Annotated in this window: 2 protein-coding genes; both read left to right on the top strand. The window is 67.9% G+C overall.

The window, feature by feature from the left end; genetic code table 11:
* The first annotated feature begins 309 nt into the window (after positions 1 to 309).
* Positions 310 to 6,777 (top strand): non-ribosomal peptide synthetase, encoded by a 6,468-nt coding sequence (locus CAG00_RS21530; protein WP_085665298.1) that lies wholly within the window; start codon positions 310 to 312, stop codon positions 6,775 to 6,777.
* 1 nt (position 6,778) lies between these two features.
* The coding region (locus CAG00_RS21535; protein WP_139832819.1) for a non-ribosomal peptide synthetase at positions 6,779 to 13,150 on the top strand (6,372 nt) is incomplete at its 3' end.

Raw genomic sequence — 13,150 nt, forward strand, 5'->3', positions numbered from 1 at the left:
TGGGGGTTTGGGAAGGGTCCTACAAGGAATAGAGATTTGGACTACGTCATTTTATTGATGGCAATGCCGGCCTCTTCGCGGGCATGCCCGCTCCATAGAACAACACATAAGTCATTGATTTAGCAGGGCTCTGTGGGAGCGGGCGCGCCCGCGAACACCGGCGTAGCCGGTGCCATACACCGCGTTAGGCCCTTCGCGGGCACGCCCGCTCCCACAGGGATGGTGCTGGGCCTAAGGTTGGCGCCACTAAATCACCCCCCCGCACCTTCGTCTGACAGTTACCGCTCGACTGCCAGGACACCGCTCGACATGAATGCCGACCAAACGCTCAAGCTCGCCCGCCGCTTCATCGAACTCAGCCCCGACAAGCGCCGCCTGTTCCTCAAGGCGCTGCAGGGCGAGGGCATGGATTTTTCCGTGCTGCCGATTGCGCCCGGGGTAGAGGTGGCCGAGCGTGACCAGCTGTCGTACGCCCAGCGGCGCATGTGGTTCCTCTGGCAGCTCGACCCGCAAGGTGCGGCGTACAACCTGCCCATGGCCGTGCGCCTGAATGGCCCGCTGGACCTGGCAGCCCTGCAGCATGCCTTCGATGCCCTGGTGGCCCGCCACGAAACCCTGCGCACCCGCTTCGTCGCCGACGGCGATGACGTGCGCCAGCAGGTCGATGCCAGCGCTGCCCCGTTGCAGCTGCGCCAGGATGCCCTGGCCGGCCTGGACGAAGACGCCCGTCAGGCCGCCATCGAAACCATCGCCGAAGCCGAAGCCCTGGCCCCCTTCGACCTGGCCAGCGGCCCGCTGTTGCGGGTGCGCCTGCTGCAACTGGCGGCACAGGAGCACATCCTGCTGCTCACCCTGCACCACATCGTCGCCGACGGCTGGTCGATGAACGTGCTGATCGACGAATTCCTGCACCTGTACGATGCCGCCGTGGCCGGCAGCGAAGCCCGCCTGGAACCGCTGCCGATCCAGTACCGCGACTACGCCCTGTGGCAGCGCAGCTGGCTCCAGGCCGGTGAGCAGGAGCGCCAGCTGGCCTACTGGCAGGCGCGCCTGGGCGACGACCATTCGCCGCTGGAACTGCCACTGGACCGCAGCCGCCAGGGCCGCCCCAGCTATCGCGGCGCACGTCACGAGTTCCCCATCGCTGCAGATGTCGCCGAACGGCTGCGCGGCCTGGCACGCAAGCATAACGTCACCCTGTTCATGGTCCTGCTGGCTGCCTTCAAGCTGTTGCTGCAGCGCTACAGTGGCCAGTCGGCGATCCGTGTCGGCGTGCCCATTGCCAACCGCAACCGCGGCGAAAGCCAAGGGCTGATCGGCTGCTTCATCAATACCCAGGTACTGCACACCGAAATCGACCCACTGCTGGACATCACCGGCCTGCTCCAGCGCGTGCGCGAAACCGCCGTAGGCGCGCAAAGCCACCAGGACCTGCCGTTCGAGCAACTGGTCGAAGCCCTGGACCTGCCGCGCAGCAGCGAGAGCCCGCTGTTCCGCGTGCTGTTCAACCACCAGGCGCAGGTGGCGGATGTGCAAGCCATCGAGACCCGCTCCGGCCTGAGCCTGGCGCCAGTCGTGCTGGCAAAGCACAGCGCCCGCTTCGACCTGGCACTGGATACCCATGAGCGAGCGGGGCAGCTGCACGCAGCGTTCACCTATGCGACCGACGTGTTCGATACGGCCACCGTCGAAGCCCTTGGCGAGCAGTGGCTGGCCCTGGTACAGGCATTGGCCGACGAAGCGGGTGGCGCAGTCGGCGAGCTGCCATTGCCAGGCCTGGCCCCTGCCATTGGCGCGCCTGCGCAGGCTGACGCAACGCTGCTGGTCCACCAGCGCTTTGCCGCCGCCGCCAGCCGCCACCCCGAACGCACGGCGGTGATGGCTGCGGGCGAGCAGGCCAGCTTCGCCGAACTCGATGCCCGCGCCGAGGCCATTGCAGGCCGGCTGGTGGAAGCCGGAGCAGGGCCGGACACACTGGTCGGTGTGCTGGCCGACCGCAGTGTCGGCATGCTCGCCAGTATCCTCGGCGTGCTCAAGGCCGGTGGCGCCTACCTGCCACTGGAGCCCGAGCAGCCGGCCGAACGCTTGGCCTACATGCTTGCCGACAGCGGCACGCGCCTGGTACTGGCGCCCGGTAACTGGCAGGCCGAACTGCCCGAGGGCGTGCAGCGCCTGGACTGGGCGCAAACCGGCAACGGCAGCGCCGCCCGCATCGCCCCGACGCCGGCCAACCTGGCCTACGTGATCTATACCTCCGGCACCACCGGCCAGCCTAAGGGCGTGGCGATCAGCCACGGCGCCCTGGCCAACTACGTCGAAGGCATCGCCGCACGTTTGCCGCTCGAGCGTATCCGCAGCATGGCCCAGGTCTCGACCCCGGCTGCCGACCTCGGCCACACCATGCTGTTCGGTGCCTTGTGCGGCGGCCATACCCTGCATTTGCTGCTACGCGAGCAGGTGCTGGATGCCGAAGGCTTCGCCGCCTACCTGGCCGAGCACAAGATAGATGCGCTGAAGATCGTACCGTCGCACCTGGAAGCCATGTTGGTGGCTGGCCGCTCGGCGCTGCCGGCACAGTGCCTGGTGCTCGGCGGCGAGGCCATCAGCCCGAGCCTGCTGGGCAAGATCCGCAACCTGGCCCCGGCGCTCAAGGTGTTCAACCACTACGGCCCGACCGAAACCACCGTCGGTGTGCTGGTCGCCGAACTGAACGGGCAGGCCAGCCTCGGCCAGCCCCTGGCCAACACCCGCGTCGCGGTGCTCGACCGCTGCCTGCAACCCCTGCCGGCCAAAGCCAAGGGCGAGCTGTACATCGGTGGCGCCGGCCTGGCCCGTGGCTACCTGAACCGCCCGGCACTCACCGCCGAGCGCTTCGTCCCCGACCCGAACGGCAGCCACGGCCAGCGCCTGTACCGCAGCGGTGACTGGGTTCACCAAGGCAGCGACCTGCAGTTTGCCGGGCGCATGGATGGCCAGGTGAAGGTCCGTGGCTATCGCGTGGAACTGGCCGAAATCGAAAACCAGCTGCGTGCCCTGGGCGGTGTCGCCAATGCCCTGGTGCGCGTGCATGGCCAGGCGCCGCAACTGCAACTGGCTGCCTGGCTGGTGCCCAGCCAGATGCCGGCCGACAGCCTGGCCTGGCAGGAATCGATCCGCGCCAGCCTCAAGAGCCTGCTGCCCGAGCACATGGTGCCGACCCACCTGATAGTGCTGGAGCACCTGCCGGTCACGGTCAACGGCAAGGTCGACGTCAAGGCGCTGCCGGAACCCGTCGCCACCCAAGTAGCCTATCAAGCGCCGCAGACCCCGCTGCAAGCGCAATTGGCACAGATCTGGGCGCAAGTCCTGCAAGTACCGCAGGTAGGCCTGGGCGACAACTTCTTTGCCCTTGGCGGCCATTCGCTGCTGGCCACCCAGGCGTTATCGCGGATACGCAAGCAGCTGGGCGTGGATATTCCGCTGCGCAGCCTGTTCGACACCGTCGACCTGCAGGCCTTTGCCCAGGCAGTGGCCGAAGGCGAGCAGGGCGCAGGCCTGGACATCGAGATCCTCGACCGCCAGCAACCGCTGCCGGTGTCCCGCTCGCAGAACCGCCAGTGGCTGTTCTGGAAGCTCAACCCCGAAAGCCTGGCCTACAACACGCCGATGGCCGTGCGCATGCAGGGCCACCTCGACCACTGCGCCGTGCAGGCTGCGCTGGATGCCTTGGTAACCCGGCACGAATCGTTGCGCACGGTGTTCGTCGAGGCCGACGGCCTGCCCTGGCAGCGCATCCTGCCGGCCGCCACGGTACCGATCGGTTTCGAAGACCTCAGCGGCCAGGACCACGCCGCGCAGATGCGCAAGCTGGAAGCCGAAGCCTTTGTCCCGTTCGACCTGGAGCACGGCCCGCTGCTGCGTGCACGGCTGTTCAAGGTGCATGCGCAGGAGCATCTGCTGTCGCTGACCTTGCACCATATCGTCTCCGATGGCTGGTCGATGAGCCTGCTGGTGCGCGAGTTCGCCGCCGCCTACAACGCCGCCGCCACGGGCCAGGCGCAAACCATCGAGCCACTGCCGGTGCAGTACGCCGACTTCGCCGCCTGGCAGCGCAAGTGGCTGGCCGAGGGGCAGATGCAGGCGCAGATCGCCTATTGGAAGGCCCGCCTGGAAGACGACTTCGAAGTGCTGGAACTGCCTGCCGACCGCATTCGCCCGCAGGTCAAAAGCTACCAGGGCAGCCGCTTCGACGTGCGCCTGCCACAGGCCCTCACCGAGCGCCTGCGGGCACTGGCGGTGGCATCCAACGCCACGCTGTTCCATGTGTTCCTGGCAGCCTATGCCATCGTGCTGTCGCGCTACAGCCGCAAGGGCACGCTCAACATCGGCGTGCCGGTCACCAACCGCAACCGCCTGGAGCTGGAAGGGCTGATCGGCTTCTTCATCAACGTGGTGGTGGCCCGTATCAGTGTCGATGGCAGCCAGCCTTTCGCGCAGTTGCTGGCGGCAATCAAGGAAACCACCTTGCAGGCACAGGCCAACAAGGACGTGCCGTTCCTCGAGGTAGCCGAGGCGCTGTACCCCGACCGTGGCCAAGGTGTGAACCCGTTCTTCCAGGTGCTGTACAACCACCTGCGCGACCTTGGCCAGCAGGTATCCAGCGATGCCCTGCACGGCCTGCAGGTCAAGGAAGTGGACCTGCTGGAGCCGGGCGCGCAGTACGACATTTCGCTCAATACCCTGGAGCGCTCCGACGGCGTTACTGCCTCGTTCAACTATTCCACCGACCTGTTCGATGTCGCACGTATCGAGCGCATGGCCGGGCATTGGCAAGCACTGCTGGAAGCCATTTGCGCCGAGCCACAGCGCTGCATTGCCGAGCTGGACTTCCTTGGCAGTGCCGAACGCCAGCAGCTGACCCACGGCTGGAACCCGGCGCCCCAGGCTGGCAGCGGCTTGTGTGCGCACCAGCTGCTGTCACTCCAGGCCCACGAGCGGCCGGATGCGCTGGCGCTGATCTTCGACGACCAGCAGATGACCTACGCCGAACTGGACCGCAGCAGCAACCAGTTGGCCCACCGCCTGCGGGCGCTGGGCGTGGGGCCGGACTGCCTGGTTGGCGTGGCTGTCGAGCGCGGTCTGGGCATGGCCCTGGCGCTGATCGCCATTCACAAGGCGGGTGGCGCCTATGTGCCGCTGGACCCGGACTACCCGCAAGAACGCCTGGCCTACATGGTCGAGGACAGCAATATCGGCCTGCTGCTGGCCGACGCGCCCTCGCGTGAGCGCCTGCAACTGGGCAAGCAACTGCCCTGCGTGGTACTGGAACCGGGCACCGAGTGGCTGCACGCCTGGCCCGCCGAGCCGCTGGCCAACCTGGCGGCGCCGCACAACCTCGCCTACGTCATCTACACCTCCGGCTCCACCGGCATGCCCAAGGGCGTGGCCATCGACCACCAGGCCCTGTCGCTGTTCTGCCAGGTGGCCGGCGACTATTCGCGCCTCACCCCAGGCGATCGCGTGCTGCAGTTCGCCACGATCAGCTTCGATGGCTTCATCGAGCAGTTCTTCCCGCCGCTGGCCCAGGGCGCCTGTGTGGTGCTGCGCGACCTGCGGCTGTGGGACACCGCCACCCTGCTGGAGGAGATCAACCGCCACGGCGTGACCGTGGCCGACCTGCCGGCGGCCTACTGGCGCCTGCTGGCGCTGGAGCGCCGCGCCCCCGAGGCCTATGGCCGGCTGAAGCAGATTCACGTGGGGGGTGAGGCGGTGCCGGAAGATGCCCTGCGCGCCTGGCTGGCCGACGGCCCGCCAGCGGTGCGCCTGCTGAACACCTACGGCCCGACCGAAGCCACCGTGGTCGCCACCACCTACGACTGCTCGCAGATGACCGTGGAGCAGATCAGCCAGGGCGGCGTGCCGATCGGGCGTGCCTTGCCGGGGCGTACCCTGCATGCCTTGGACGATGGCCTGGCGCCGACACCGGTGGGCGTGCCCGGCGAGCTGTTCATCGGCGGGGCAGGGTGCCTGGCGCGCGGTTATCACCAGCGTCCGTCACTCACCGCCGAGCGTTTCATCCCCGACCCGTTCGACCCGGTTGGCGGTGGCCGCCTGTACCGCACCGGCGACCTCGGCTGCTACGACGAAAACGGCCAGCTGGCCTATCGCGGCCGGGTCGACCACCAGGTGAAGGTGCGCGGCTTCCGTATCGAGCTGGGTGAGATCGAGCAGTACCTGCGGGCGCACCCGGACGTTCGCGAAGCCACCGTGCTGGCCATCGACCTGCCCAGTGGCAAGCAGCTGTGCGCCTATGCGGTGCCGGCCGAAGGTTACCGCGGCGATCTGCGCCAGGCCCTGAAGCAGTACCTCAAGGCCAGCCTGCCGGACTACATGATCCCGGCCTACCTGGTGACCCTGCCGAGCATGCCGCTGACCCCCAGCGGCAAACTCGACCGCAAGGCCCTGCCACTGCCCGACCCGAGCCAGCCACAGCATGAATATCAGGCGCCGCAGACCGAGCGGCAGCAGCAGCTGGCGAACATCTGGGCGCAGTTGCTGAACGTTGCCCGGGTCGGCCTGAACGACAACTTCTTCGAGCTGGGCGGCCACTCCTTGCTGGCGGCCCAGGCAGTGTCGCGGATCAACGTCGAGCTGGGGCTGGACATACCCCTGCGGCTGATCTTCGGCCACCCCGAACTGCGCGCGTTCGCCCAGGCACTGGACGAGCAGGGCCTGTCGCTCTCCGACGATGGCCTGAGCGATATCGAACAAATGATGAATGCATTCACAGAGGCCTGACATGGAACTCACTGCCGCACAACGCATCGCCCAACGTTTCGTTGGCCTCCCCGTGGAGCAACGCCAGCAGATCCTGGCAAAGATGCAGGCCACCGGGCAGAGCTTCCGGCTGCTGCCCATCGTGCCCGCGCGTCAGGGCCTGGCGCGTATTCCGCTGTCGTACGCCCAGCAACGCCTGCTGTTTCTCTGGCAGCTGGAGCCCGACAGCCCGGCCTACAACGTGCCGATGGCGGTACGCCTGAAGGGCGCGCTGGACCAGGCGGTGCTGCAGCAGGCGCTGGATGCGCTGGTGCAACGCCACGAGTCGCTGCGCACGCGCTTCGCCTCGGAGGAGGGCGAGTTCTACCAGGAAATCCTCGAGCACTGCCCGCTGGCGCTGGAACGGGTGATGTTCGACGGTGCCGCCGACGAGGCAGCGCTGAGCGTGGCCGTGGACGCCGCCCTCAAGCAGCCCTTCGACCTGCTGGCCGGCCCGCTGCTGCGGGTGACCCTGCTGCGCGTGGCCGCCGATCACCACGTGCTGGCGCTGAGCATGCACCACATCATCTCCGACGGTTGGTCCAGCGATGTGCTGGTGCAGGAATTCATCCAGCTATACAGCGCCCTGGCCGAAGGCCGGCAGGCCGAGTTGCCGGCGTTGCCGATCCAGTACGCCGACTACGCCATCTGGCAGCGCGCCTGGCTCGAGGCCGGTGAAGCGCAGCGCCAGCTGGCCTACTGGCAGGCCCAGTTGGGCGACGAGCACCCGGTGCTGAGCCTGCCGCTGGACTTCGAGCGCCCGGCCACGCCCAGCCAGCGTGGCGCGGTGGTGCGCGTGGACATCGGCGCCGAACAGGCCGAGGCCCTGCGCAGCCAGGCGCGCAAGGGTGGCCACACGTTGTTCGTGCTGGTACTGGCGGCCATGGCGGTGGTGCTGTCGCGCTACAGCGGCCAGGCCGACATCCGCATCGGCGCCCCGAACGCCGGGCGCAACCGCAAGGAGCTGGAAGGCCTGATCGGCTTCTTCATCAACACCCAGGTGCTGCGCGTGCAGGTGGACGAGCGCGCCACCTTCGCCGCGCTGCTGGAGCAGGTAAAAGACGTGATCGGCGGCGCCCAGTCGCACCAGGAATTGCCGTTCGAGCACCTGGTCGATGCCTTGCTGCCCGAGCGCAACCTGGCCCACAACCCGCTGTTCCAGTTCAAGATCAACCAGCACGTGGCCGCCAGCGATGCAGGGCGCAAGCGCCTGGGCGCGCTGGAGGTGGAAGGCTTTGCCCGTGACGGTGGCGATGCCCGCTTCGACCTGGCGTTCGACTTCTCCGACAAGGCCGACGGCATCGAAGGTTACTTCACCTACGCCACCGACCTGTTCGAGCAGGCCACCATCGAACGCATGGCCGCTTCGCTGCGCCAGGTGCTGGATGCGCTGATCCGTGACCCGCAGCAGGCGATCGTCGACAGCCCGCAAATGGCGACGCTGCTGCCGGCTGCCACGCAGGCCTACCCGCACGGCAATTTCCTCGCCCTGTGGCGCCAGGCAATGGCGCAAGGCCAGGCCCACGGCGGTGTGCGTGCTGGTGACCGGTTCATGACCCAGGCCGGGCTGGAGGCGGCGTCCAACCGCCTGGCCGACTACCTGCGTCAGCACGGCGTCGGTGCCGGCAGCATCGTCGCCCTGTGCCTGCCGCGCTCCATCGAGTGGGTCGGCGCCTTGCTCGCAGTGCTCAAGACCGGCGCCGCCTACCTGCCGCTGGACACCCAGCAACCGCCGGAGCGCCTGCAACAACTGATTGCCGACAGTGGCGCCGCCGTACTCCTGCATGAGTCGGGCGACCAGCGCTTCGCCGGCCTGGACGGCGTGCAGCTGATTGCCTGTGATCACACCGCCTGGGCAACCTGCAGCGACAGCCCGGTCGAGGTGGCCATCGCCGCCGAACAACCGGCCTATCTGATCTACACCTCGGGCTCGACCGGCCAGCCGAAAGGCGTGGTAGTCAGCCACGGGGCGCTGGCCAGCTACACCCAGGCGGTGCTGGAGCGCCTGCAACTGCCTACCGCGGCAAGCATGGCGATGGTGTCCACCACCGCGGCCGACCTGGGCCACACCGTGCTGTTCGGTGCCCTGGCTTCGGGCCGCCTGCTGCACCTGTTGCCACAGGAACTGGCGTTCGACCCGGATGGCTTCGCAAGCTACATGGCGCAGCACCAGGTCGGCGTGCTCAAGCTGGTGCCGAGCCACCTGCAAGGCTTGCTGCAAGCGGCCCGCGCCGCCGATGTGCTGCCCGCCGAGGCATTGATCCTGGGTGGTGAGGCATGCAGCTGGGGCCTGTTGGAAAAAATCCGCGAACTGCGCCCGGCTTGCCGGGTCATCAACCACTACGGCCCGACCGAAACCACTGTAGGCGTGCTCACCTTCGAGCCGGGGCAGCCGCTGCCAGGTTGCCGCACGGTGCCGGTCGGGCGCCCGCTGGGCAACGCCTGCGCCCAGGTGCTGGATGGCTATCTCAACCCGTTGGCGGCGCAGGTGCCCGGTGAGCTTTACCTGGGCGGGCAAGGCGTCGCCCAGGGCTACCTGGGCCAGCCAGCGTTGACCGCCGAACGCTTCGTGCCGACCGAGGGTGGTGCCCGCCTGTACCGCACCGGCGACCGCGCGCGGCGGACTGCCGATGGCCTGGTCGAGTTCATCGGCCGTGCCGACGACCAGGTGAAGATCCGTGGCTATCGCGTGGAGCCAGGTGAAGTCGGCCGGGTGCTGGCCGGCCTGCCCGGTGTCAGCGAGGCCGTGGTACTGGCCTTGCCACTGGAGGGCGATGCCGAGCGCTTGCAGCTGGTGGCCTACGGTGTGGCCGACGCCGGTGTGACCGTGCAGCAACTGCAGGCGCAATTGCAGGCACGCCTGCCGGACTACATGGTGCCGGCGCAGATACTGCTGCTGGAGCGCCTGCCACTGACCGCCAACGGCAAGCTCGACAAGCGTGCCTTGCCGGCACCGGGCGCGGTCAGCCGTGGCTATGTGGCGCCGCAAGGCGATATCGAGGAGAAGCTGGCCGCAGTGTGGGCCGATGTGCTCAAGCTGGAGCAGGTCGGCAGCACCGACAATTTCTTCGAACTGGGCGGCGACTCGATCCTCAGCCTGCAGATCATCGCCCGGGCCAAACGCCAGGGCATCAGGATCACCCCCAAGCAGTTGTTCGAACAACAGACCATCGCCCAGCTGGCGCAGGTAGCCAAGCGCATCGAGGCCAAGCAAGCGGTTGCGGCCGCAGCCGTGGACACCGCCACCAGCGGCGAGTTGGCATTGCTGCCGGCCCAGGCGCGTTTCTTCGAGATGGAGATCGCCCAGCCGGCGCATTGGAACCAGTCGGTACTGCTCAAGCCGGCCAGCCCGGTGCAGGTGCAACATCTGCAGGCAGCCCTGCGCGCCGTGGTCGAGCAGCACGACGCCCTGCGCCTGCGCTTCAGCCGTGGCGAAAGCCAGTGGCAGGCGCGCTTCCAGCCGCTGGACAATGCACCACTGCTGCGCCAGCGCAACCTGGCCGCACTGAGTGAGCTGGACGCCGCCGGCAACCAGGTGCAGGCCAGCCTGAACCTGGAGCACGGGCCGCTGCTGCGTGCCGAACTGTTCGATTTCGCCGATGGCCAGCAGCGCCTGCTGCTGGTGGTCCATCACCTGGTGGTCGACGGTGTGTCGTGGCGGGTGTTGCTGGAAGACCTGCAAGCGGCCTACCGGCAATTGCTGAACGGTCAGGCCGTGAGCCTGCCCGCCAAGACCACCTCGGTGAAGACCTGGGCCGAGCGCCTGGCCAGCCATGCCGGCAGCCCCGCATTGCAAGCACAGCGCGACTACTGGCTGCAGGCGCTGGCCGGCGACCACGCCGAACTGCCGCGTGACAATCCGATGGGCAGCCTGGCCAACACCCATGCCCGTACCGCCGCCACACGGCTGGATGCCGAGCGCACCGCCAAGCTGCTGAAACAGGCCCCGGCGGCCTACCGCACGCAGATCAACGACCTGCTGCTGACCGCGCTGGCGCGCACCCTGTGCCAGTGGAGCGCACAGGACAACGTGCAGGTACTGCTGGAGGGCCATGGCCGCGAAGACCTGTTCGACGACCTCGACCTCAGCCGCACCGTGGGCTGGTTCACCAGCCTGTTCCCGGTGCGCCTCACACCCGGCCAGGACCTTGGCCAGTCGATCAAGGCGATCAAGGAGCAACTGCGCGGCGTGCCGGACAAAGGCCTCGGCTACGGCTTGCTGCGTTACTTCGGCGATGCTGAAGTGCGTGACCGGCTCGAGCGTGCCGCCCAGGCCCGTGTCACCTTCAACTACCTGGGCCAGTTCGATGCCAGCTTCGATGCCGAGGCCGGCGCCCTGTTCACCCCGAGCGGGGAAAGCGCAGGCCGTACCCAATGTGCCGGCGCACAGCTGGGCAACTGGCTGAGCATCACCGGCCAGGTGTACGGCGGCGAGCTGTTCCTGGAGTGGGCCTACAGCGCCGACGTTCATCACCCGGCCACCATCGAGAAGCTGGCCCAGGCCTACGGGCAGGCCTTGGCAGAGCTGGTCGAGCACTGCTGCGATGCGCGGCACCAAGGCGTGACGCCGTCGGACTTCCCGCTGGCCGCGCTGACCCAGGCGCAACTGGACAGCCTGCCGCTGGAGGCCGGGCAGATCGCCGATGTGTACCCGCTATCACCCATGCAGCAGGGCATGTTGTTCCACACCCTTTACGACCAGCAGGCCGGCAACTACATCAACCAGCTGCGCGTGGATGTGGATGGGCTGGATGTGCAGCGTTTCCAGCAGGCCTGGCAGGCCGCGCTCGATGCCCACGACATCCTGCGCAGCGGTTTCATCCTGCAGGGCGAACTGGAGCAGGCCGTGCAGGTGGTACGCAAGGCCGTCGAACTGCCGTGCAGCGGGCACGACTGGCGTGGCCAGCCGGCGCTGGAGCAGGCATTGCAGGCCCTGGCCGAGGGTGAGCGCCAGCGCGGCTTCGACCTTGCTGCCGCGCCGCTGCTGCGCCTGGTTCTGGTACGCACGGGCGATACCCGCCACCACCTGATCTACACCAACCACCACATCCTCATGGACGGCTGGAGCACCTCGCGGCTGTTGGGCGAAGTGCTGCAGCGCTATGCCGGCCTGGCGCCGCAGGCACAGGCCACGCACTACCGCGACTACATCGCCTGGCTGCAGGGCCAGGACGCGGCCGTTGCCGAAGCCTTCTGGAAAGCCCAGCTTGCGGCCCTGGACGAGCCGACCCGCCTGGCCCAGGCCATCGCCGGCAGTGCAGGCGCAAGCGGTAGCGGCCATGGCGATCACCGCCTGGCCTTCGACCCTGAGCAGACCGCCCGTATCGAAGCCTTCGCCCGGGCCAACCGGGTCACGGTCAACACCCTGGTGCAATCGGCCTGGCTGCTGTTGTTGCAACGCTGCACCGGCCAGGCCAGCGTGTGCTTCGGCGCCACGGTCGCCGGTCGCCCGGCAGACCTGCCGGGGGTAGAGGAACAGATCGGCCTGTTCATCAACACCTTGCCGGTGATCGGCGCCCCGCGTGCCGAGCAGACCGTGGCCGAGTGGATCGGCCAGGTGCAGGCCGGCAACCTGGCCGTGCGCGAGTTCGAGCACACCCCGCTGTACGATGTGCAGCGCTGGGCGGGGCAGGGCGGTGACGCCTTGTTCGACAGCATCCTGGTGTTCGAGAACTACCCGGTGGCCGAGGCGCTGCAACAGGGCGCGCCCGGTGGCCTGCGCTTCGGCGATGTGGCCGTGCAGGAGCAGACCAACTACCCGCTGACCCTGGTGGTGGAACTGGGCACCACGCTGTCGATGCAGTACAGCCATGACCGTGCGCTGTGGAGCGACGAGAGCGTTGGCCGCCTGGCTGGCTACTTTGCCAACCTGCTGCAGGCGCTGACGGAGAATGCTGACGCGGTGATTGGCGAGCTGCCAATGCTGGGGCTGCCAGAACAGCGACAGATGGTCGAAGGCTGGAACGAAACCCAGGCGACGTACCCGGACGAGCGCAGCATTCACCAGCTGATCGAGGCCCAGGTGTTCGCCACCCCGGATGCCCCGGCGCTGGCCTTTGGCGAGCAGACCCTGAGCTATGCCGAGCTCAACCGCCGTAGCAACCAGCTGGCGCACAAGCTGCGCGAGCAGGGGGTGGGCCCGGATGTGCTGGTGGGCATCGCCATGGAGCGCAGCCTGGAGATGGTCGTCGGCCTGCTGGGTATCGTGAAGGCCGGTGGCGCCTATGTGCCGCTGGACCCGGAATATCCCCAGGACCGCCTGAGCTACATGTTCGAGGACAGCGGCATCGCCTTGCTGCTGACCCAGTCGCACCTGCACGAAGCCCTGCCGATCCCGGCCGGCCTGCGCAGCCTG

The organism is Pseudomonas sp. B5(2017) (assembly GCF_002112825.1).
Taxonomy (GTDB): Bacteria; Pseudomonadota; Gammaproteobacteria; order Pseudomonadales; family Pseudomonadaceae; genus Aquipseudomonas; species Aquipseudomonas putida_Z.